21 protein-coding genes and 1 tRNA gene are annotated in these 22429 nt (G+C 35.8%); 9 read left to right on the plus strand and 13 right to left on the minus strand.

Annotated elements, in window-relative coordinates; translation table 11 throughout:
• Positions 1 to 3: 3 nt before the first annotated feature.
• Complete coding sequence (locus LA754_RS05670) at positions 4 to 213, minus strand: hypothetical protein (RefSeq protein WP_353285735.1); 210 nt, start codon at positions 211 to 213, stop codon at positions 4 to 6.
• A 626-nt stretch (positions 214 to 839) separates the two neighbouring features.
• Here LA754_RS05670 and LA754_RS05675 point away from each other — a divergent pair.
• The 3 genes from LA754_RS05675 to petA all read left to right on the plus strand — a co-directional run bounded on the left by LA754_RS05675 (position 840) and on the right by petA (position 4359).
• Positions 840 to 912 (plus strand) — tRNA-Val (locus LA754_RS05675).
• Positions 913 to 964: 52 nt separating this feature from the next.
• Entirely contained in the window at positions 965 to 3667 is a 2703-nt protein-coding gene (gene gyrA / locus LA754_RS05680) for a DNA gyrase subunit A (protein ID WP_006279827.1), read from the plus strand.
• A 92-nt stretch (positions 3668 to 3759) separates the two neighbouring features.
• Complete coding sequence (petA, locus tag LA754_RS05685; protein WP_006279828.1) at positions 3760 to 4359, plus strand: ubiquinol-cytochrome c reductase iron-sulfur subunit; 600 nt, start codon at positions 3760 to 3762, stop codon at positions 4357 to 4359.
• A 9-nt stretch (positions 4360 to 4368) separates the two neighbouring features.
• On the opposite strand, the gene priA is transcribed toward petA, so the two are convergent.
• Positions 4369 to 6693 (minus strand): replication restart helicase PriA, encoded by a 2325-nt coding sequence (gene priA / locus LA754_RS05690; RefSeq protein WP_457923627.1) that lies wholly within the window; start codon positions 6691 to 6693, stop codon positions 4369 to 4371.
• A 162-nt stretch (positions 6694 to 6855) separates the two neighbouring features.
• Here priA and LA754_RS05695 point away from each other — a divergent pair, with 162 nt between their 5' ends.
• Positions 6856 to 8640, plus strand: a complete 1785-nt coding sequence (locus LA754_RS05695; RefSeq protein WP_006279830.1) for a hypothetical protein — start codon at positions 6856 to 6858, stop codon at positions 8638 to 8640.
• 72 nt (positions 8641 to 8712) lie between these two features.
• Here LA754_RS05695 and thyX read toward each other — a convergent pair whose 3' ends face one another.
• The 3 genes from thyX to LA754_RS05710 all read right to left on the minus strand — a co-directional run bounded on the left by thyX (position 8713) and on the right by LA754_RS05710 (position 11783).
• The gene (gene thyX, locus LA754_RS05700; RefSeq protein WP_006279832.1) at positions 8713 to 9567 is read right to left on the minus strand and encodes an FAD-dependent thymidylate synthase; all 855 of its coding nucleotides are present in this window, start codon (positions 9565 to 9567) and stop codon (positions 8713 to 8715) included.
• A 9-nt stretch (positions 9568 to 9576) separates the two neighbouring features.
• Positions 9577 to 10854, minus strand: a complete 1278-nt coding sequence (gene murA, locus LA754_RS05705; protein ID WP_006279833.1) for a UDP-N-acetylglucosamine 1-carboxyvinyltransferase — start codon at positions 10852 to 10854, stop codon at positions 9577 to 9579.
• Between the two features lie 155 nt (positions 10855 to 11009).
• The gene (locus tag LA754_RS05710) at positions 11010 to 11783 is read right to left on the minus strand and encodes a CPBP family intramembrane glutamic endopeptidase (protein WP_414517168.1); all 774 of its coding nucleotides are present in this window, start codon (positions 11781 to 11783) and stop codon (positions 11010 to 11012) included.
• Between LA754_RS05710 and LA754_RS05715 the strand changes: the two genes are divergently transcribed.
• Complete coding sequence (locus tag LA754_RS05715; protein WP_236717763.1) at positions 11692 to 11916, plus strand: hypothetical protein; 225 nt, start codon at positions 11692 to 11694, stop codon at positions 11914 to 11916. The two genes, LA754_RS05710 and LA754_RS05715, sit on opposite strands and share 92 nt — an antisense overlap.
• A gap of 40 nt (positions 11917 to 11956) precedes the next feature.
• Here the strand turns inward: LA754_RS05715 and LA754_RS05720 are convergent, their stop codons facing one another.
• Genes LA754_RS05720 through acpP form a run of 3 tightly spaced genes read right to left on the minus strand, consistent with a single transcriptional unit; the run spans position 11957 to position 13631 of the window.
• Positions 11957 to 12082, minus strand: coding sequence for a hypothetical protein (locus LA754_RS05720; RefSeq protein ID WP_255324044.1), 126 nt, complete (start codon positions 12080 to 12082; stop codon positions 11957 to 11959).
• 3 nt (positions 12083 to 12085) lie between these two features.
• The gene (gene fabF, locus LA754_RS05725; RefSeq protein WP_006279835.1) at positions 12086 to 13357 is read right to left on the minus strand and encodes a beta-ketoacyl-ACP synthase II; all 1272 of its coding nucleotides are present in this window, start codon (positions 13355 to 13357) and stop codon (positions 12086 to 12088) included.
• 13 nt (positions 13358 to 13370) lie between these two features.
• Positions 13371 to 13631, minus strand: coding sequence for an acyl carrier protein (acpP, locus tag LA754_RS05730; RefSeq protein WP_006279836.1), 261 nt, complete (start codon positions 13629 to 13631; stop codon positions 13371 to 13373).
• Between the two features lie 145 nt (positions 13632 to 13776).
• Here acpP and LA754_RS05735 point away from each other — a divergent pair, with 145 nt between their 5' ends.
• Both LA754_RS05735 and LA754_RS05740 read left to right on the plus strand, forming a co-directional pair.
• A complete protein-coding gene (locus LA754_RS05735) occupies positions 13777 to 14568 on the plus strand; it encodes a polyprenyl synthetase family protein (protein ID WP_006279837.1) in 792 nt (263 codons plus the stop codon).
• On the plus strand, positions 14561 to 15502 hold the full coding sequence (locus LA754_RS05740) for an FKBP-type peptidyl-prolyl cis-trans isomerase (RefSeq protein WP_006279838.1): 942 nt from the start codon (positions 14561 to 14563) through the stop codon (positions 15500 to 15502). The genes LA754_RS05735 and LA754_RS05740 overlap by 8 nt, the downstream gene beginning before the upstream one ends.
• Positions 15503 to 15570: 68 nt before the next feature.
• Here the strand turns inward: LA754_RS05740 and hslU are convergent, their stop codons facing one another.
• Positions 15571 to 17061 (minus strand): ATP-dependent protease ATPase subunit HslU, encoded by a 1491-nt coding sequence (hslU, locus tag LA754_RS05745; protein ID WP_006279839.1) that lies wholly within the window; start codon positions 17059 to 17061, stop codon positions 15571 to 15573.
• Position 17062: 1 nt separating this feature from the next.
• The gene (gene hslV / locus LA754_RS05750) at positions 17063 to 17617 is read right to left on the minus strand and encodes an ATP-dependent protease subunit HslV (RefSeq protein ID WP_006279840.1); all 555 of its coding nucleotides are present in this window, start codon (positions 17615 to 17617) and stop codon (positions 17063 to 17065) included.
• Between the two features lie 115 nt (positions 17618 to 17732).
• Here hslV and gshA point away from each other — a divergent pair, with 115 nt between their 5' ends.
• A complete protein-coding gene (gene gshA / locus LA754_RS05755) occupies positions 17733 to 18893 on the plus strand; it encodes a glutamate--cysteine ligase (protein WP_006279841.1) in 1161 nt (386 codons plus the stop codon).
• Between the two features lie 3 nt (positions 18894 to 18896).
• On the opposite strand, the gene LA754_RS05760 is transcribed toward gshA, so the two are convergent.
• The 3 genes from LA754_RS05760 to LA754_RS05770 form a co-directional block, all read right to left on the minus strand.
• Entirely contained in the window at positions 18897 to 19718 is an 822-nt protein-coding gene (locus LA754_RS05760) for a hypothetical protein (protein WP_006279842.1), read from the minus strand.
• 78 nt (positions 19719 to 19796) lie between these two features.
• Positions 19797 to 20744: a ferrochelatase gene (gene hemH / locus LA754_RS05765; protein WP_006279844.1), complete on the minus strand. Its 948-nt coding sequence runs from the start codon at positions 20742 to 20744 to the stop codon at positions 19797 to 19799.
• Positions 20745 to 21542: a hypothetical protein gene (locus LA754_RS05770; protein WP_006279845.1), complete on the minus strand. Its 798-nt coding sequence runs from the start codon at positions 21540 to 21542 to the stop codon at positions 20745 to 20747.
• Positions 21543 to 21655: 113 nt separating this feature from the next.
• Between LA754_RS05770 and ndk the strand changes: the two genes are divergently transcribed.
• Entirely contained in the window at positions 21656 to 22075 is a 420-nt protein-coding gene (gene ndk / locus LA754_RS05775) for a nucleoside-diphosphate kinase (protein ID WP_006279846.1), read from the plus strand.
• Positions 22076 to 22429 lie beyond the last annotated feature (354 nt).

The following is a 22429-nucleotide window of genomic DNA, read 5'->3' on the forward strand; positions in this document are numbered from 1 at the left end:
AGCTTATAGCTCACCTAAATCTAATTTATCGTATCTGTTCAAGGGAGTGGCTAATGTGCAAATATTGAAGCAAAGTGTGTGAAACAGAGCTGTACGAACATTTGTTTGCAAAGGTAATTTACACAACAAATGCATAACTGTACGAACATTGTGATTTTGGCCTATTAGGAGGGTGTCATCCCAGTGCTTGACACTGGGATGGCTTTGTTGCATCGCTAGCTATGATGGATTAAAGATAAAAAAGGTGGAGAATATCAGTAGCTTATTATTCTGGTATTTACAACAAGAACGGTCAGTGAATACCTAAATTTGAGTAAAAGAAATTTCACTACCACTCACTAATCCGGCTAAAATTCAAGAATTTCAATGCTTTAGCTATTTTCAATAGAATTAAATTTATTAATATAAATAACAAATTACTATTCTTAAATTTGATCAGATTGATTGCAAAAAAACAAGATTTTCAATAAGTTGCTTATAATCCTAATTATAGTTAGCCTTTCATAAGTAGCGATGCAACAAAGCCCACTGGGATCCAGGAATTTTATTAAGTTGGCGAGCATAAAAATAGCTGTTTTATGTTAAAATACAACGTTTTAATGATTATGAAAAAGCTGGATTCCAGTGTCAAGCACTGGAATGACACCATTCTTTTTTCTGGATCCCAGTGTCGGCTACTTGGACGACACCATTTATTGTAAGGACTTACCTCACATTTACTCTATGATTATCTTTTTAGATCACCTTGTCTACCTATTTTGCCACTCTGCTGAACGGATACAATTTATTGCTATTTTTGTTTACAATAATAATATTGAGCTATAGAATTAAATCTAAAGGGGCAATTAGCTCAGCTGGTAGAGCATCTCGTTTACACCGAGGAGGTCGGCAGTTCAAGTCTGTCATTGCCCATTTGCTTAACTGAATGTTAGTATTATTAATTACTTCAATTAAAGTATAAAAAATGCAGGATAATATAGTACCAATCTCAATAGTAAAAGAGCTGGAAGATTCTTATCTCTCCTACGCAATGAGCGTTATCATAAGCCGGGCTATACCTGACGTGCGGGATGGATTTAAACCTGTTCACAGGCGCATATTATATGCAATGTCAAGAGCTGGATTCGATGCCGGTAAGCCATATAAAAAAGCGGCTCGTATAGTTGGGGACGTAATGGGGAAATATCACCCACATGGTGATGCAGCTATTTACGATTCCTTGGTCAGGATGGCTCAAGATTTTTCTCTTCTTTTACCACTTATTGATGGGCAAGGTAACTTTGGTTCGATAGATGGAGATCCACCAGCTTCAATGCGATACACAGAAGCAAGACTTCAAAAAGTGTCGCACTTTTTACTGAATGATATTGATGAAGATACAGTTAATTTTAGGCCAAACTACGATGGAAATGAAACAGAACCAGTTGTGCTGCCTGCAGAGTTTCCGAATCTATTGGTAAACGGTGCAAGTGGTGTTGCAGTTGGTATGGCAACCAATATTCCTTCTCACAACCTTGGAGAAATAATAGATGCTTGTATGTTATACGTAGATAATCCTGAAGTTACTTTGGATGAGTTACTTGAAGTGATGCCAGGGCCGGATTTTCCAACTGGGGGAACAATTCTTGGAAGGTCTGGAATAAGATCAGCATTTGCAACTGGTCGTGGATCAATTGTTGTGCAAGGCAAGACTCATATAGAAGATCTGCCACAAGATAGGCAAGCAATAGTGATTGATGAAATACCTTACCAGGTAAATAAAGTAAAATTAATTGAGAAGATAGGTGAGCTTGTAAAAGAAAAAAGAATTGATGGTATAACAGAAATTAGGGATGAGTCCGATAAGTCTGGTATTAGAGTAGTAATTGACCTCAGAAGAAATGCTGAAGCAAGTTTTATACTTAATCAAGTATTGGGGCTAACTCCACTAAGAAGTAGTTTTAGTGTTAACACTTTAGTGCTCAATAACAACAGGCCTGCTTTGATGTCGTTAAAAGAAATCATAGCTGCTTTTGTTGACTTTAGAAAAGAAGTGTTAATCAGGAGAACAGAATTTCGTCTAAGAAAAACGAGAGAAAAAGCTCATATATACATAGGGCTCTACATTGCGGTCCTCAGCATAGATGAAGTGATAAAAATCATCCGCGGTGCAAAAGATCCTGCGGAAGCAAGTAGAGAACTTTTAAATAAAGAATGGAAAACTTCGAATGAAATCAACACTATTATCGAGTTGATTTCAGATAGCTCAAGCTTTTTGAAAGATGGAGTGTATAGATTAACTGAGCTACAGATTAAGGCTATCCTTGATATGAAACTGCAGCGTTTAACAGGCCTTGAAAAAGACAAATTAGAAGCTGAGCTAAGTTCAATGATCAACCTGATAAAAGAATATATCGCTTTTCTTGGCTCAGGAGAGAAGTTGATGAAAGAAATAAAAAACAATCTACAAGAAATAAAGAACAGATTTGCTGTGCCGCGAAAAACTTCAATAGAGGAGTCAGACGCGGACATTGAAGCTGAAGATCTAATTCCACAAGAGGATATGGTGATAACCGTAACTATGAATGGTTATATCAAGCGTGTGAAACTTTCTCACTACAGAACTCAGCGTCGTGGTGGAAAAGGAAAGCTAGGACAGGGATTAAAAGAAGAAGATGTAATTACAGAATTATTTGTGACAAATACTCACACTAGCCTCTTATTCTTTTCTAATATTGGCCGAGTCTATAGATTAAAGGTTTATAAGTTGCCTCTTGCAGAACCAACTGCACGTGGAAGAGCGCTTGTTAACATATTTCCGCTTAGCGATAGTGAAACTATAACTAATATCATGCCATTGCCAAGTGAAAATGACGAAAATCAAAACATAGTTTTTGCTACTGCCTATGGAAACATAAGGCGTAACTCTTTAGCGGACTTTCACTATATTCCAAGCAATGGAAAAATAGCAATAAAGCTCGATGAAGGAGACAAATTAGTATCGGTTAAGGTATGTAATGAAATTGACCATGTTTTACTTTCAACAACGCTTGGAAAAAGTATCAGATTTGTTGTAAGTGATGTGCGTCAATTTAAGAGTCGCAATTCAGATGGCGTAAGAGGTATCAAACTTGTAAAGAATGACAGCGTGATATCCATGACCATATTAAATGGGATAGGTGTAGCAACAGAAACAAAAGAACTTTACTTAAAAGTTCCACTTGCAAAAAGACTGGGGACTGCAATTAATAACTCCATTGATTCTAAATTGGAAAAGACTTTGAATGATTTAGGAATAGATAACGAATTATTCTTAAAACTTGCAGTGAATGAGGAGTTTATATTAACTATTACTGAAAATGGCTTTGGTAAAAGAACTTCTGCGTATGAGTATAGAGTAACTAACAGGGGTGGTGTTGGTATCACCAATATTCTTACTACTAGCAGAAACGGTAATGTTGTTGCTAGTTTTCCGGTTGAGCAGGGTGATAATATAATGCTTATTACAGATAAAGGAAAGTTAATTCGCATTTCGGTCAATGAGATTAGAATTGCAGGACGCAGCACTCAAGGAGTCACTCTGTTTAAAACAGAAAGTAGAGAAAAAGTGGTGTCAGTAGCGAAAATTGAAGATCCTGATTCCACTGAAGATAGTATTTTTGAAGTTGAAAACTCTATCGCTTCTTAACCGTAGTATAGGTTAAACAAAAAGCGCAAGTTTTTGTTGATTAATACGCAGTATTTAAATTAAAATATATACTTATGGCTAAGTAAAGATCAATGGACAAAAAATTAACTAAAAATAAAAAACCACTGGCAGACAAAGAGGATAAAAAAACACCTCCTGTTAAAGATCTTACTAAAAATAAGAGTAGGAGAGATTTTATAACATTAACTACATGCGCTATGGCAGGTATAGGAGCCGCAAGTGGACTTTGGCCACTGGTTAAATCTATGAATCCTTCTGCTGAAGTTCTAGCAACTTCCACGGTGGAGGTGAATTTGTCTGGAATTCAGGAAGGACACGGAGTAAAAGTAAAGTGGCAAGGTAAACCAGTATTCATTCGTAGACGCACAAAGCAAGAAATTGAGGCTGCAAGAGCTGTGAATGTGAAGAGCTTGAGGGATCCTCAATTAGATGAGCAGAGAGTATACGAAGGAAAAGACGAATGGTTAATTATGCTTGGAATATGTACACATCTTGGGTGTGTACCGGTTGACCACGCTACAAGAGATGGTAATGGTTGGTTCTGTCCTTGCCACGGTTCATATTATGATACATCAGGTCGAGTAATTGGGGGTCCTGCACCGAAAAATATGGCTGTACCTGATTATTTTTTTCTCAGTGAGAATGTTGTGGTAATTGGCAAGAAGGCTTAACGGAACTCGTTAAAAAAAACTCACAGGATCAACATCTATTATCACTGCAATACTCGAATTCAAGTTACAATTTTTAATCCAATATTTCAGCTTTTTTTGTATAGATAAACTGTGTTTATTGTGTATTTTTAATAATACCCTATACCGATACTTATTATTTAAAAAATTTATCGCTGCTGGTGATGGGCCAAGAATTTCAAATTCCTTTTTGTCTACACCTACATTTTTTTCCTGGATACAAGTAGTTAAGCTACTTGGATGACAAAGAAGAGATTTTACTATTTCATTCGCTGCTTTTTGTGTTGCAATCTGATTCTTACCACAGATTATAAGCGCTATTAATCTGCTAAATGGTGGCATTTTGGCTTCGCGTCTTGACTTAAGTTCGATTTCATAAAATGAGTCTCTTTTTTGATGCAGCAATGCTTTTATTATTGAACTTTCAGGATTATTGGTTTGCACTATTACCATTCCTTTTTCATTAAACCTTCCTGATCTGCCTGCAACTTGGTGCAATAATTGATACGTCTTTTCCGCTGCTCTCAAATCAGAATTTTCGAGACTCAAATCTGCATTCATTACTCCAACCAAAGTTAATTTGGGAAAATTGTGCCCTTTAGCAATTATTTGTGTGCCGATTATAATGTTCACCTCTTCTTTCAATATCAAGTCAATTACGTTACTAACCGACTTCTGATCGCTGCTTATCATCGCAGTTTTTGCGTTTGGTATTAATTTCACCATTTCTTCAAGCAACCTTTCAATTCCTATGCCGTAGAGGGACAATGGCTGTTCACTTTGGCAATTAGAGCATTTCTCTGGAAGTTTTAATTGATAAGAGCAATGATGGCACAAAAGAGCATTTTTTTTCTTGTGATATGTAAGCCAAACAGCACAATTTAAGCAGGAAATTTTATATCCACACTTTTTACAAATTGCCAGTTGTGCATACCCTCTGCGGTTTAGAAAAAGCATAACCTGCTGTTTTTTCTCTATGGTTTGTTTGATGCTTTCAAAAAGCTCAGAGGAGATCCATTGCTTGTTGTTCCTCATATCTACTACTTTAATGAGTGGCAATTCTGCACCACCAAATCGTTTAGTTAGCTTTACATGATTGTAATTCCCGTTTTTAACATGATGAATCGTTTCAAGCAGTGGAGTAGCTGATGATAAAATAATCGGAATATTTTCAAATTTGGCTAAGATTATCGCCATATCTCGAGCATTATATATAATTCCCTGTTCTTGTTTAAAAGATGAGTCGTGCTCTTCATCAACGATAATCAATTTTAGGTTTTTATAAGGCAAAAAAAGCGCTGACCGTGCACCAATAATTATCTGCGCATTTCCATTCGCTATGCTGAGCCAATTATTCCGGCGAGTTTTTGGAGTGAGCTCTGAGTGCCATTCAACTAAGTTTTTTGATATCTGACCATGAATACGGTTTACCAATTGTGAAGTTAAAACAATTTCAGGCAAGAGGATTAGCACTTGCGCATTACCTTCTCCTGATGTCATTTCAACATATTCTGGTGTCATACTAGTACGTGGCAAAGACGGTATGCTAAATGTTACAGTGGGTTTTGCCTTGAGTACAAAGGTGTCATTCCAGTGCTTGACACTGGAATCCAGGAATTTTGATTGTAAATTAGGTATTGGTTTTAAGTTAAAATAAACATTTGTAATGAGGTTATATGAAAAACTGGATCCCAGTGTCAGGCTACTCGGATAACACCCTCTTGGTAGACCCAAATCACAATGTTCGTACAGTTGTGTCTCTGGGCACTGGGATGGTAAAGTCTGAGCAGCATTTGGAACGGCAGTGTAATTCTTAATCAATTGTGCAATCACAGAGAGATAAACTTCGGTTTTTCCAGACCCGGTCTCACCGTCAAGCAAAGTCACTGAATATTCGTTCAAATTGCTGATTATTTTATCACTAGCTACCTGCTGTTCAGGACTCAATTTGCAGCTTATTTCACTTATTTCCTGCTTTTGTTCAACACAAACCAATTTATCTATGTGATTTACTTTTAACACTCCTCCCATTATCACTTTGGCAAGCATACCAATAGGTATTAAGTTGTATTGCGCAACCCACTCTGCAAATGCAATCAATTTTGGTCTAATATTTGGTAAATCGATTTTTTGCTCAATAAATTTTAATTCTCGGTTACTTTTATCACTGTATTTCCAAACTATTCCGATTAAGCGTTTTTTGCCAAATGGCACTACTACGTAATCTCCAAGTAAAATCTCAGTACTTTCCTCAATTGCATATGAAAATAACTGATCAATTGGAAGTGGTAGTAATACGTCAACTGTTTTTGCCATAGTGATTGAGTTTAACATTGTTTTAAAGAGCTTGTAACTTTATTAAGCTTGGCAATATAGATGAATCGGTACAGAGAAAATCTTAATGTTTAACACATTTTTCATAGTACAGACCGTATGATTGATAAATAAAATGATTTATAGAATTTGTGGAGGCTACCAATGGTCAACGACAAGATTACTTTGACCTTTGAAATAGAAAAAGGCGAACCTATAGATCGATACTACTTTTCTGCACATATAAAGCTTACAGATGAAAGCAAAAATCTTTTGCGGGAGAAGCTTGGCAGTACAATTCAATTCGATAATCTAGATGATCACTTCAATCTTAACCATGAGAATTTTTATATCTACTACAACAAATATAGTGAGCACAATGGTAGAAGTGAGCTACACGTTAGGGATGATAACGGTAAATATTTAACCTCCAATCTTCCACTTAATTACTATGGATTCTCAATGGAACTATCACCTGACGGAGCGTCAATTGCAGATTATGGTTTTTATCCTCTGTATGCAATCTATAACCCAAATCACTATGATAAAGCAAAGGAAAAAGTATTTGATGATCACGGTGAATTGTCACCAATTGCATCAAATGTGTTAGATAATTTTTTAAGCAACACAAATAGCTTAACCACACAAGATATATTACAAAATGTATTCTCACAACTGCAGAAGAAAGCTGATGAAGAAGCAGAAAGATTGGCAAGAGAAAGAGAAGCAGAAAGACAAAGGGAGGAAGAGTTAAATGAAAAGAACGAGGAGTTAAAAGAACTTGTAGAAAAGGATGAGATTAAAATATTCAAAGTGGTAAAAGGTAATGATTTAGGTAATGGGCATTCAGCAGTAGTTTTACAACTTGATGGGGAAGAAGGTGACAAGATACCTCTCGACTCTAGTAAATACTACATAGCAGAGTATAGACACCACCCAGAATGGGAAGGCGATGAATATTTAAATTTTGTTAGCCCTGATAGTGATATGCTGGTTAATTATGAAAACTTATTTTTTGTGCTCAATCAAAGCTCCTACTCAGACTTTGAAAGTGGGTTTTATTCAGAAAACAGAACCGATCCCCATAATTATGCTAAATATTCAAAGGAACCATATTTGAGTGGTGACCAGCTATCTGAAAAATTATCTAATGAATTGGAGGAAGATAGCAATCAGATAGGTACTGAATTTACAATTGATGATGAGCAAGTAGACGAAGAAGTTGTGGTAGAGAGTGAAGCCAAGTCTGGGGAGAAAGGAACGGTTGGTGAGGATAACGCAAAAAATACTATACAGGAAGAAGAATCTAACTATATAGATCAAATGCAAGCGGATGATAGCAGCAGTTATAAACCAGCTTTGCAAAGCAATCGTGATGATTATGCTGATACGAAAAAAGCTCTGCAGAAAAAATTGCATGGAGATGAAATACACAAGCAAAGTAATGAGAAAGCTCAAAAAGATATAGAAGTAAAAAAAGTAACTGTGGAAACTGACAGTAGCAGTAATAAGACTGAAAAACAAACAAAACCAACAGAAGATGAACAAGAAACTGTTATGGCAAGTGTGATAGAAAATATGGATAAAAATTCTGATATTGAAGCAGAAACTTCTAACAGTGTTGCAAATTCACAACATCCCTTAAAAATAAAGACAGGAAGTCCTCTTGAAGTGGGAAAGTATAAGGTGGAGCTGCAAGTGACATATGATGATGTAAAGAATTTTTATGATACCGTACGTGGTAAATATCATGCTGGCGATGGATATAACTACGAACAAGTAATGGTTTTATATAATGAAATTGTTAGGCCCGCTCACAATCATCATTACGAGCTGTTTACTCTTGATGAAGCACATGTTGCTAATGATCACCTGTTTATCAAGGGTCAGGATTTTGGAACTCTAAATGATTTTAATGAGATGTTCTATAAAAGTGATGAGTTAATGTGATGTAAAAAGCAAGATTCAATCTGGTGAACGAGAGTTAACTGACAGAGGAGATTGACACGTATGCCTTTATCTTTAAGATTGTTTATCAAGTATAGACATCAGCTCGCCCCATTCTCTTTTACCAATATTACTTTCTTCTCTAGTAACGTTTTCCCCTTTAATTAATTTGCGAATTATTTCTAGACCAGTTCTTGAAATACAGGCTGATTCTAGGCAATATTCAACAAAGGCATTGTAGGCCAGTGGAACCCATTTTTTTATTATATCCAGCATAACTTCTGCATAAACTCTGATTTCATATTGGGCATGCTCATCAGCTCTAAGCTTCAAAAAATGAAGGAGATTATGCAGATCTATTTTCCAATAAAATTGCGTGTAGTAATTAAGCATTAGGTTAGTTCTGGCAATTTCTCTTGCAAGCCCCTGCTCAATAAATTTTTCATAATGAGAATATACTAAATTAGAGTCATTTGTTAGAGAATCTATTATTTCCTTTGAGGTATCTGGATCAAAAGCTTCCCCGCTACCTTGTTTATTATTGTCAGATTGTTTTGCAACTTGTTCTGGTTTAGGTGTATAAAATTCATTATCAAGTATTGAATACCTTGCTGAATATTCATTCACATTTGCAGTTCTATGCCTTATCCATTGCCTTGCAACAAAAATTGGAAGTTTCACGTGAAACTTAATTTCACACATTTCAAATGGAGTTGTATGATGATGTCTCATTAAATACTTTATAAGTGCTTCATCCTGACTTATCTGTTTTGTTCCCTTACCATAAGAAACACGAGCAGCTTGAACTATAGCGCTATCAGAGCCCATATAATCCACTACTCGAATAAATCCATGGTCTAATACCTTATGTTCTTCATATAAGATTGCATCTATTTCTTTTACTATAGTTCGTTTGGTTGCTTCATTCATAAAATATCCTCAAGACGAAATGGAGATATCAGCTCCACATGAATTGAGTTTTTCATGCATTGCTTCATATCCTCTCCATAAATGATGTGAATTGTTTATTATAGTTTCTCCACCGGCTACCAAAGAAGCAAGCACCAAAGCTGCTGTTGATCTTAAGTCAGTAGCATATAGATTAGCTCCAGATAAGCTTTTTATTCCACTTATAGTAGCTTTGCTTTTCTCGATGCTGATATTAGCACCTAACTTTCTCAATTCATCTGCATGTGTAAATCTGTTTTCAAAAATGTTCTCTTCAATTACTGATATCCCATCAGCGATGCACATTGCAGACATCAGTTGTGGTTGCATATCACTGGGAAAATTGGGGTATGGATCTGTCGCAACGTTAGCAGACTTAATAGAGCCATTTTTTCTGGAAATAACAATGCCTCCATCATACAGTTCAACCATAGCTCCTATAGTCTCCAACTCATTTGTAATACACCTTATATCAGATAGATTTATTCCTTCCAACTCCAACTTACCACCGGTTATTATAGCAGCTAGTGCATAGGTGCCTGCTTCTATGCGATCTGGTATTATTTTATGAACACATCCATTTAGTGCTTCAACTCCTGTTATTATGACCTTTGTATTATCAATTTCAATATCAGCACCCATTTTCTTCAGAAAATCTATTAAATCAAGAACTTCCGGCTCAGTTGCAGCATTGTTTATTGTTGTCACTCCTTCTGCAAATGTTGCTGCCATTATTACATTTTCTGTTGCGCCAACACTTATTTTCTCAAATGTGATTTCTTTTCCTTGTAGCTTTCCTTTCACTGTTGCAATTATATTATAGCCGTCAATTTCAATTTTAGCTCCCATTTCTTCTAATGCTTTAATATGCATATCAACGGGACGCTTTCCAATGTTGCATCCACCAGGAAATGCTGTTCTCGCTTTGCCAAATCTGCTAAGCATTGGACCCAATATTAGAAAAGAAGTTCTTAGCTTACTTGCGGTTTTATATGGCATCACGTGATTGTTGATATTGCTGCAGTCAATTTTCAAAGTATGGTTCGCTTTATAATTTTTATTGTGCATAAAGTTTACTTCTGCTCCAAGACTTTCAAGCAACTTAGACATTAGATGCACATCAATTAAATCAGGTACATTATGCAAAATTACCGGGGAGCTACTTAATAGACTTGCTGCCATTATTGGTAAAACAGCATTTTTTGAGCCATTAATCTTGATTTTTCCGACCAAAGGTTTGTAGTTATTTCTTATTAATATCTTGTGCATTTAATTAGATATAAAGTATAATTCATTAGTTTATTGAAGTCTTACTAAGTATAATAGATTGACCGTAAAAGGCAAAATTTGCTTTTTCTTCCTCATCATCCCAGTGTCATGCTACCTGCATGACACCTGATGCGAATTGCCCCCGAAATTTTATACTATGAATTACTCAAATGACGCTCTCGAGCTTTATCAAACCAAATAACACCAATTGCAACAATGAAATAACCAGCTGCTCCTAATGTAAGGCGAATTACTGCATCGAAAGTTGACAGAGGAGGAGACGGCATTAGGATGCTCAAAACACTATACACAAGATTATTTGTTGCATGAGCAATAGTTACTGGCCAAATCGAGTTGTCTTTTTCAAACAACCAGGTAAACATTATAGACATTGCACAAATATAAAGGGTATAAGCACAAATAGTCGGGAATGTAAAGCCATCCTTCCACAAAGCTGAGCCAGCAACCACATAAGTTGGTATGTGCCATACTGACCAAATAATACCGACAATAATTGCTCTGATATAAAAATTTGATATTTTGCTTTTAAGATTTTTCAAAAGATAGCCACGCCAACCGATCTCTTCACCAAGAGACATAATGATCCACATCACAAAGGTTGATAATAAAACAAATAACATCACTAATGGACTCAAAACTGCACTCAAATCCTTTACACGGTCTAACGTAAAAGACTCTCGGAAAAATGAAAAACCGCAGTAAATTGACAAAAGACCATTGGAAATTAGCATACTTACCAGAATAAGTATAAACCCTAATAGACAGTTTTTTGGCGAACTAAGTTTAAAAAGATCCCTTACCTTCTGTTTATTATAAATGGTTAGCAAAATTGCAACTGAAGCCGGAACAAATGTTGTTAATAATGTTATGTATTTGAAAGGTAAGCACCAAGCTATAATGCACGTCAAAAAATATGTAATTACAACAAATAACGTACAATTAATAGTGGTTAAATTCATGCATACTCCTATCAATTCCTTTTCTGCATTACTGATCTTTATTCATAAATTGTCAATAAAATACTTCTTCAGGGATGAATAGAATATTTTTTCTTTTTGAATTGCTATTGATAGTTTAATTTTTATATGTATTCCCTTTCACAACCGTTTGTCATCCCAGTGTCACGTGCTGGGATGACAGTAGGAGAGCTGCTTGCATGACAAGAGGAGGGTACTGGAATGACAAGAGGAAGACACTGGGGTAACATCAACTAAACTTGTCCAAATATGAGCGATGCATTAGTGCCACCAAAACCAAACGAATTAGAAAGTGCATATTGAATTTTATGCTCCTGAGCTTTAAACGGTACAAAATTTAAATCACATCCTTCTGAAGGCTTGTGTAAATTTAAGGTTGGCGGAATAACTCCATTATTTAACGCAAGAATACTGAATATTGCTTCAACGCTCCCTGCAGCACCAAGTAAATGTCCTATAGAAGATTTAGTTGAAGAAACAGGTATTTTATAAACGTAGTCACCGAATAACTGTTTCATTGCTATTACTTCAATTTTATCTCCAAGTGGCGTTGAAGTTCCATGTGCATTGATATACCCTACTTGATTGGGATTAATTTGTGCGCTCTTTAAAGCAAGCTGCATTGCCTTAAATGCGCCTCTTCCTTCTGGATGTGGTGCTGTAATGTGGTGCGCATCTCCTGTGAGTCCGTACCCAACCAGTTCAGCATGTATTTTTGCCCCCCTTTTTTTTGCATGTTCGTATTCTTCCAACACCAATATACCTGCTCCTTCACCCATAACAAAACCATCGCGTTCTGCATCCCATGGTCTTGAAGCTTCTTTGGGTTTATCATTGAATTTAGTTGATAACGCCTTCATAGATGCAAAACCTGCAATTCCAACTCTACACAGTGCACTTTCTGCTCCACCTGCAATCATAACATCCGCTTCACCAAGTTTTATAGTTCTTGCTGAGTTTATGATTGCATGCGCACCTGTTGCACATGCGGTTACTGCTGAATCGTTTGGACCTGTAAATTCGTATTTAATAGAAATATGGCCAGATATCAAATTTATTAGACTTGCAGGGACAAAAAATGGACTGACACGTCTGGGCCCTTTTTCCTGCATGGTAATTACATTTTCCTGAATTGACGGAAGACCACCTATACCAGAGCCAATAGTTACACCAACGCGTTCCCGATTGATATTTTGGCTTTCCAAAATTAATGAATCATCTACTGCCTGAATAGCTGCTGCAATACCGTAATGAATAAAACGATCTGTCCTTTTTGAGTCTTTCTCAGAAATATAATCTAGTGGATTGAAATGGTGCTCAATGTTGTCTGATTGCAACGGCACCTGCCCTGCAATTTTGCAAGCAAGATCAGAAGAGTCAAATCTATCCGTATTGATTGCTTTTATGCCAGACTCACTTTTTATTAGCCTTGACCAAGTGTTGTCAACATCTGCCGCTAGTGGAGTGATTAAACCAACACCAGTGACTACTACTCTTCTGCTCATTTAACACTAACTATTAGCCTTTTTTATTATTAATGTACTCAACTATTTGCTCCATAGTTTCCATTTTTTGTGCGTCTTCATCTGGAATTTCTATTCCGAACTCTTCTTCTGCCGCCATGATGATTTCAACTGCATCTAAACTGTCTGTACCATGCTCCGAAAGCTTTGAAGAGCTGTTGAATTTCTCTACATCCTTACTAATGTGCTCTAGTATAATCTTTTTTACTTTTTCTTCTATGTCTTCTCTAGTGCTCTTTGCTAGTTCGCTATTCACATTTCTTACCAAAAAAATAACCTATTCTTTGATGTTATAAAAAATTTTTATGTTTGCAATATCTTTTATAACTGGTAAACTACAGTAAAGTTTTCTACTGCCCTAGCTGGCTAGCGTTACGTGCTAAACAATTAACAATTCAAAAATGCTAGACGAAACAACAAAAAATTTGCTTATTGTAGAAGTAAATAGACTCTTACCCGAAAATAGCGAGAATAAGCTTATATCAGCTATGCGTTATATACTCCTTGCTCCTGCAAAACATATACGCTCCTTTTTAGTCGTAGCTTCATCGCGAGTGTTTAACGCGGAAGCTAAAAAAGTAATATCAGTTGCTGCAGCAATTGAATTTGTTCATGCTTACTCTCTAATTCACGATGATTTACCGTGCATGGACAACAGTGATACTCGCAGAAGCCAGCTAAGCTGCCATAAAAAATTTGATGAAGCAACAGCAGTGCTTGCCGGAGATGCACTACTTACTCTGGCTTTTGAGGTATTATCTTCGTTAAATGAGAAACGCTGTGAGATCATAAAAGTTCTTTCTCAGGCAATAGGAATTAGGGGAATGGTGGGAGGACAGGCTTTAGATATTGGTGCAGATTTTAACAAAATAAAAGAAATTCATTTGATGAAAACCGCAAAACTATTTGCAGCTTCATGTGAAATAGGCGCTATAATAGGAAATGCTATAGACAAGCAACGTAAAGCGTTATATAACTATGGAATAAATCTAGGGCTTATCTTTCAAGCTAAGGATGATATTGAAGACTACGAACAAGATAAAACAAATAATCTTATGTCTGTGCTTGGTAAAAGTGAAGTAGAGAACTATATAGACGGCCTCTTTAAACAAGGCTTGGATAATTTGAGTGCGCTTTCAGGGGATACTAATTATTTATATGATTTATTGAATCAAGTAAAGAAAGATGGTTAGAAAAATTATATTACAAATGCTTATTTCCATAGTAATGATTCTCACTTTAACTTCTGCTTTTGTGTTTACTATTGTCTATATAAACAAAGGTAAACCGGAAAAAAAGGACAAGCTTTATGAGATAAGTGCCACGCATGGTGGTTTGATACAGACGATAGCACATTACCTAGTGAAGCCAATACTTGAATCAGCACTTGACCGCTATATTGAAAAGCATGGGCTAACAGAATATTTAGAAGAAATGACGCAGCAAAAAGAAGAAGATTCGATAAATTTTTATGAAATTACTGAAGGCAGTGGCAGCAAGGCTTTCTGCGGCCTGGAAGTCCTACTGCAAATATATAAAATTTCTAATAATAACTTAGCAACACTCCCTAGCAAAGTTTCTGATGTTACTTTGAAAATAGGTCAAGATAACCTAAAAGAAGTGAGTTTAGGGGTAATAGGTATGAAAGAAGGCGGAGAGCGTGTAGTTACTATTGCCAATGATAACAAAATGAATTTTAATTCTTATTACGTCAAACTGATCGAAGTAAAGGATAAATATCCCGACTCAGTAAATAATCTGATGGTTTTTAATGACTTAATTAACAAGACTGGAAAACAAGTAAGGTGCGGTGATGAGATATCGGTTAAATATAGCGTAAAGGAGCATAATGGAGAATATATAGCCAAAGATCAAACAGTGCAATTTAGGGTTGGCGATAAAAAAATACCACTTGCTATAGAGCTTGGAGTTGTGGGAATGAGAGCTGGTAATAAAAGAACTATTCTTTCTCCGCCTGACCTTTTGACTATTACTGACGATATGTTAATAAAAGACATAGATTATGATGAAGAAAATATCTCAATAATTGACTTAAGCTTAGATGTTAAGCAAGAGGTCGCAGCACACCATTCTACTGTTGAAAAACAGCCTAAAGAATATAGCTGAAATTTTAGGTCTACTGGCTGACCTTCTGAACACTTTCTATACTACTTAAAGTAGGCTTTTCGTTTTTCCTAAAGTATAAACTTAGATAAATCAGGCTGCTTCGAAATTGACTCAAGTTTATCTTTTACATACTTGCTGTCTATAATGAATTTTTCGCTATTTTTCTCAGAAGCAATGAAACTTATCTCATCTAAAAGCTTCTCCATAACAGTGTGAAGCCTTCTTGCGCCTATATTTTCCACTTGCCTATTAACTGTAAACGCTATTTCAGCTATGGTTTTTATACCATCATCAGTGAACTCAAGTGTCACATTTTCTGTTTTCATTAAAGCTATGTACTGCTTTAACAAACTAGATTCTGGTTCCTTTAATATTCTTATTAAATCTTCTTGAGTAAGTGCCTTAAGTTCTACCCTGATCGGTAATCTGCCCTGCAATTCCGGTAAGAGGTCAGATGGTTTAGACTGATGAAAAGCACCAGATGCAATAAATAATATATAGTCTGTTTTTACATGGCCATACTTAGTTGTAACAGTTGTTCCTTCAAGTAATGGTAACAGATCGCGTTGCACTCCTTCTCTGTTTACTTCACCTTTTACTTCTGTACGCGCTGCAATTTTGTCTATTTCATCCAAAAATACTATACCGTCATTACTAACAAGATCAATGGCTTCTTTGATTATCTTATCTTCATCCATTAGCCTTTCACTTTCTTCATTAATTAATATTTCACGCGCTTCTTTTACCTTCACCGTAATAGTTTTTGTTTTTTTGCTCCCGTTAAACATCTTGCCCATTATTTCTGTTACATTCATCACACCAACTTGCCCACCTGGCATGCCTGGTATATCGAAAGTAGGTAACATACTCTTGCTCTCTCTGACGTTAATAGAAACTTCTCCGTCCTCAAACTCTTTATTCCTCAACCTTTCTCTAAAAATTTTTTTACTCTCTTCGGTTGCATCTTCGCCTACCATAGAGTTTACTATTGTTTTCTCAGCTAAAATTAAAGCCTTTTTAGCTAAGGCTTTACGGGCTTTCTCTTTAACTAAAACTATTGCTGCATCAACTAAATCACGTATTATCGAATCAACGTCACGTCCAACGTATCCTATTTCAGTAAACTTCGTTGCCTCAATTTTTATAAACGGTGCACCGGCAAGTTTTGCTAAGCGGCGAGCTATTTCAGTTTTACCAACCCCTGTATGACCGATCATCAATATATTCTTAGGTATGATTTCATCACGCAATGGAAATGGAACCTGATTGCGACGCCAACGATTTCTGAGCGCAATAGCAACAGCACGCTTTGCATCATCCTGTCCGATTATGAATCTGTCCAATTCTTTAACTATCTTCTGTGGTGGCAGGTCATCTAACAAAACTTGAGTACTGTCATTAACTTGAACATCGCTGTCATTTGAATCAAAACCACTCTTAGTATCTTTATAGAGGTCATTTTTTTCATCGTAGGTGTCACTACTACAAGACCGTCCTTCTGAAAGGGTTATAGGCTGATTGGAAAAATTGGTGCATAAAGTTTTTTGCTTGGAAGACATATCACTCCTCTATTTTTTCAATAATCACATTATGATTTGTATAAACACATATGTCAGCAGCTATCTTCATAGCCTTTTTCGCAATTTCCTCTATTGATATTCCTTTAATGTCAATTAAAGCTCTTGCTGCAGATAGAGCAAAATTTCCCCCAGAGCCAATAGCTGCGATTCCATCTTCAGGTTCAAGAACATCACCTGTTCCCGTAATTACTAATGAAATAGATTTATCCGCAACGATCATCATAGCTTCTAATTTCCTCAGATATTTATCCATTCTCCAGTCTTTTGCAAGTTCAACACATGCTCTCACTAATTGCCCTGGGTGCTTGTCAAGTTTAGATTCTAATCTTTCAAAAAGAGTAAATGCGTCGGCTGTTGCCCCGGCAAATCCAGCAATTACGGAATCACCAGAAAGACGCCTAACTTTTTTTGCTCCAGATTTTATAACAGTGTGGCCCAGTGAAACTTGTCCGTCACCTATTACTACTACACTTTTATCTTTTCTAATTGACAGTATAGTAGTGCCATACATTTTATTGTTATCGTGTTGAATCATTTTTCTATCACTTTAAATAAGAATCTCATTATACTTTAATCTTTAGTCAAATTTACTAAATATGTTCAACTATAGCTTATAACATAATACCTTCCTTATAACATTTAAAGTGCAGATGCAAAACATAATTCACCCAGATTTGGAAAAAAGTATAAATAATTGGTTCGAAGCAAAATTTAATGGCCTTACATCGCCATTTTATAGCTCTATAGATCTTAGAAACTCCAGCTACAAAATTGCCCCAGTGGACGCTAATTTATTTCCTGCAGGATTCAATAACTTAAGTGAAGAATCAAGAACAATGGCAGCAAGATTGATAGAAAGCTACTTTAAAAGACATCAATACAAAAAGGTTCTTATAATACCGGAAAATTATACACGCAATAAAATGTATATAGAAAACGTATTTGTTATAGAGAAAGTACTGCAACTCGCAGGTTTTGAAGCTAGAATTGGCCTTTTACATAATGAAGTATACAATTTAATAGAACAGTATGAAACTGTTGTGAAAGAAAACTCTCTGCTAAAGACAACTTCAGGATTTGTGCCTGATGTTATTATACTGAACCGTGATATGACGAGCCACATTCCAGACACGCTGAAAGACGTAAAGCAAGATATAGTACCAAGCCCACTATACGGTTGGCATAGCAGGCAGAAATTTAAGTATTTTGAAATCTATCAAGAATTAGCATCTGAGTTTTGTGGCGAATTTAAAATAGACCCATGGCTAATTTCTGTGCTTACAGAGAGCTGTGATGGAGTTGATTTTGATGATGATTTGTCACTAGGAGCAGTAGCAACTAAAGTTGACCAAATATTATCTCTAGTGCAAAAAAAATATGAGGAATATGAAATAAAAACACAACCTTACGTTTTTATCAAAGCAAGCAATGGCACATATGGGATGGGCATTATAACAGCAACAAGTGGAGAGGAAATATTAAACCTCAATAAAAAAAAGCGTCATAAAATGAAAAAGATAAAAGAAGGAATAGCAATCAATAGCGTTATTATACAAGAAGGTGTACCAACCATTGACATGTTTAAAAGCAGTTCTGCAGAACCGCTAATATACTATATAGGAGATACTCCAACATGTTACTTATACCGATGTAATAGCAGAAAAGATGTATATTCTAGCTTGAATGCCACTGACTGTGAGTTTCATGATGTTAGCCAGGTTGTGGAAGGTAAAATTCTGTCACTTTGGAGTATTGTTAGCAAATTAGCAGTACTAGCGTTGGCAGTAGAAATAAAATCTTTTCACCTCTAACCCTTACATTCCCACAGCGTTACCATCGGGCAGATCATTACCATCATTACCGTGCTGAATATGGTTATGGCCAGCACTATCAAGTTCAGTGGAAGGATCATCATTGACAGGTTGTTGAAACAATTTGTCAAGCTGAACTGCCAGAAATACTGCACTATATATTATGCTAACTGTTACGCTTAAGTTGAAATTATAGATTATACCATTACCTAAGTTTATTGGTATGGTTGCAGTCTCCATTCTTTTTAATATGAAGTTTAACAAACCTAATGACAAAGTTAATGTGCTGATAATAAGGTCCTTCTTACACTTAGCAGACTTTTCAGGATCCTTATTATCTAGGTATTTTCTCCATGAATAATAGTAGCTTATAGGTTCCGAAATAAACAGAAATAGGATCGTTGATGTTAAGTGAATGTGACTTATTACGTCTGCATTACTCCTAGTAAAAAAATGGATGACTTTCAACATCATCAATGCTTCTATGATGCTGCTTGCAAGATTAGCCGATTTACCCACAATTTTTGCCGGCTCTTTTTTACTCTCAGGGTTTCTGTAATCCTTAATTAGATCCTGTAGAGTAAATGCAGAATGGGCAATGTATAGAATAGATGTCGGAAACTTTACTAGTCGAGCAACATTCCGTATAAGAAAGATATTGGATCTATTATTGTCAATGAACTCGCAGCAAAATTGCAGTGAAATCTTACACAATAGGGCTGTTAAACCTGTTGTGATGCAGATTGCCTTCCTGATATCATGATTATAAGCATCATGTACCTTTTGTGCAACCGTATTTGATTTTTCTTTTAGCTTGCTTGGCATGAAATAGTTAATAAAATAATAACTTTCTGTTATTCTATCACATAAAATCCTAAAAGAAAAGCACTATAAATCAGGGCTTTAAGGGAGATTTATGCATAAATCAGCCAAGCATTTAATAAACAAAGAATCGGCACTGAGAGTTGGCACGCGAAAGTAATATCCATCCTTGATAATTGCTTTATATTCTATATCAAGTTCAACTAGAGTTTCTGAATGCTCAGAAACAAAAGATATAGGTGATAGAACTACAGGTACACCATCAATTTTTGCGCGTAATAGCTCACTTTCAGTGCTTGGCTCTAGCCAGTTTACAGGACCAATCTTACTCTGATAACATATTGACCAATCTAAGTTATTAATAGCTAACTTTTCTACTATTAACTCTACGCTTCTTTCTACCTGTGAAGCGTAAGGGTCGCCTTTTTTAATAATACTAAGAGGTAAGCTATGGGCTGAAAATAGGACTCTTGGTTTACCGATTTTGCTAGCCAATTTATAGTACTTAGCTATCAGATTAGCGTGATCTTCAATAAAATCTTGGTTATCATAATAACGGTAAATCATTTTTGTATTGCATTTTAGGCCATACCGTTTAGCATTTTTTTGCCAATTCTCGATGGATGACAGAGTTGTGGTAGTTGAATATTGTGGATACAGTGGCAGCAGAATCACTTCATCAGGATCAAACTGTTTTACACTTTCAATAACTTCGTTAGCAAATGGACGCCAATAGCGCATGCAGATGAATACCTTGTGTACATGGTTTCTATTTTCGTTTAATTTTAGTTCTAAAGCATTAGCTTGCATTTTTGTATTCTCTAGAATTGGCGATTTACCTCCAATTTCCTCGTATATTTTTCGTGCAGTATTTTCTCGTTTCGCAGATATAAACTTTGCTAAAAGAAACCGAAAGGGATTCGGTAGATTGATTATTCTCCTGTCATAAAAAAGGTTGAATAAAAAAGGACGGACCGCATTTAGTGAATCAGGCCCGCCAAGATTAAATAAGATAACTGCCTTTTTCACCTACGCACTACTACAACAAGTTACTTTCGGGGTACCTATAAAATTAGCTACACACTCATCAAATTTAGTTATAGGCACTAAATTTCTCACATTTGCATACAATAAGTGGCCAAATCTCTGCATGTTACTCTGTGTGGATTCAAAACTTCTATCAAAAAACAGATCAACACAAAAACTTGGCACGGTTTCAAGAAGTTCAACAGCAGCTAAAGATAGCATTATACAACTTTGCAGGACCTTCAAAAGAACCTTTAGAGGGAAAAGTAAAACTTTAACGAAAAGAGAGGTGCTACTCGTTTCATTCAGTGGTTGCCCTGAATTGGGCGAATTATACTCGATGTGTTTTCTATTTTGATCAAAAATAGGAAATTTTATAGTATCTTTCTTAAATTCCGCGTCTATTTCTTTTCTACTATGGTTAGTGATTTTTTCCATTAACTTCTCACGCAGATGAAAAGTTCTGACAATAAAACATGTGGCAATCATTAAGGCAGCACATAAAAGTGCGCATTGCATGAGGCTCATACTGCCTAGCATAGCTGGCAGTGCAAAACAAACAAGCGGTGCTATGATTGTCATTTCAAGAAATGGAATAGTGTTTCTTTTCATTGCAAAGGCAGCACCTTCTTTTAATTTTGTATTATGATGTGAACTATATTCCAAATAACTTAAAAATGCCAGACTAAAAGTCAAAAACCCTTTTGTTCCACACAAAAGCGATGACTTAAAGTTACTTACTAATTTTTTAGTAGTAGATTCAGCTTGTTTAGTAGTGTTATTTTTACAACATTTACCCATACAATACCTCCTTGATGATTTGTCCTTAATTATAGATAAAAAATCACTTCTATGAAATTAAAATTTGTAATAAAATAAATCTATAAATGTACTATTCTATATAAGGAAATAATATGGCAATTGAGAAGACACTTTCAATCTTAAAACCTGATGCAGTAAAAAATAATATTACAGGCAATATAAATTCCTACATCGAACAATCTGGGCTGAAAATCACAGCACAAAAAATGATGTTACTAACAAAAAAACAAGCAGAGCTGTTTTATGAAATTCATAAAGATAGGCCTTTTTTTGGGGAATTAGTAGAGTTTATGACCTCTAGTTCTGTGGTAGTTCAAGTTTTAGTTGGTGAAAATGCAGTAAGTAAATACAGACAAATCATGGGAGCTACCAATCCAAAGCAGGCAGATAAAGGCACAATCAGGGGTGATTTTGCTGATGATATTAGTGAAAATAGAGTCCACGGCTCGGATAGTCTAGAAAATGCTCGTAAGGAGATAGCTTTCTTTTTTGCTGAATGTGAGTTGGTGTAGTTAACTCAGATTGGCGTCATCCAAGTAGCTGACAACATAGAAACGAAAAAACTTCCTTGACAAACCTCACCAGCCCCCTTATCATGAAACTGAAGCTATTGTATTTGCTTTCGCCAATCTGCAGATTGAAAGGTAAGGATTACTTAATGTATCGGCGTCTTATGTTCAATTTTCTGCAGTATATAGATACTGTATGTCTTTACAAAGCTTCATCTACATCTAGGTTTTTATCTAAATAAGCTGAACGCGCTTATAAAGCGTTACAAGACATCAAAAAATGCCAATACTCGACAGAGATAGTAAAAGACTAGCTAACTCGGGGGTTCTTTGTCTTTTTTTCTGCTTAGTAAATTT

This window comes from Wolbachia endosymbiont of Muscidifurax uniraptor (genome assembly GCF_054149795.1).

Coding starts and splice junctions, on each gene's coding strand:
- LA754_RS05670 (WP_353285735.1), bottom strand. CDS start 213: ATGCAACAAAGCCATCCCAGTGTCAAGCACTGGGATGACACCCTCCTA.
- gyrA (WP_006279827.1), top strand. CDS start 965: ATGCAGGATAATATAGTACCAATCTCAATAGTAAAAGAGCTGGAAGAT.
- petA (WP_006279828.1), top strand. CDS start 3,760: ATGGACAAAAAATTAACTAAAAATAAAAAACCACTGGCAGACAAAGAG.
- priA (WP_457923627.1), bottom strand. CDS start 6,693: ATGGCAAAAACAGTTGACGTATTACTACCACTTCCAATTGATCAGTTA.
- LA754_RS05695 (WP_006279830.1), top strand. CDS start 6,856: ATGGTCAACGACAAGATTACTTTGACCTTTGAAATAGAAAAAGGCGAA.
- thyX (WP_006279832.1), bottom strand. CDS start 9,567: ATGAATGAAGCAACCAAACGAACTATAGTAAAAGAAATAGATGCAATC.
- murA (WP_006279833.1), bottom strand. CDS start 10,854: ATGCACAAGATATTAATAAGAAATAACTACAAACCTTTGGTCGGAAAA.
- LA754_RS05715 (WP_236717763.1), top strand. CDS start 11,692: ATGGTTAGCAAAATTGCAACTGAAGCCGGAACAAATGTTGTTAATAAT.
- LA754_RS05720 (WP_255324044.1), bottom strand. CDS start 12,082: ATGTTACCCCAGTGTCTTCCTCTTGTCATTCCAGTACCCTCCTCTTGT.
- fabF (WP_006279835.1), bottom strand. CDS start 13,357: ATGAGCAGAAGAGTAGTAGTCACTGGTGTTGGTTTAATCACTCCACTA.
- LA754_RS05735 (WP_006279837.1), top strand. CDS start 13,777: ATGCTAGACGAAACAACAAAAAATTTGCTTATTGTAGAAGTAAATAGA.
- LA754_RS05740 (WP_006279838.1), top strand. CDS start 14,561: ATGGTTAGAAAAATTATATTACAAATGCTTATTTCCATAGTAATGATT.
- hslU (WP_006279839.1), bottom strand. CDS start 17,061: ATGTCTTCCAAGCAAAAAACTTTATGCACCAATTTTTCCAATCAGCCT.
- hslV (WP_006279840.1), bottom strand. CDS start 17,617: ATGATTCAACACGATAACAATAAAATGTATGGCACTACTATACTGTCA.
- gshA (WP_006279841.1), top strand. CDS start 17,733: ATGCAAAACATAATTCACCCAGATTTGGAAAAAAGTATAAATAATTGG.
- LA754_RS05760 (WP_006279842.1), bottom strand. CDS start 19,718: ATGCCAAGCAAGCTAAAAGAAAAATCAAATACGGTTGCACAAAAGGTA.
- LA754_RS05770 (WP_006279845.1), bottom strand. CDS start 21,542: ATGGGTAAATGTTGTAAAAATAACACTACTAAACAAGCTGAATCTACT.
- ndk (WP_006279846.1), top strand. CDS start 21,656: ATGGCAATTGAGAAGACACTTTCAATCTTAAAACCTGATGCAGTAAAA.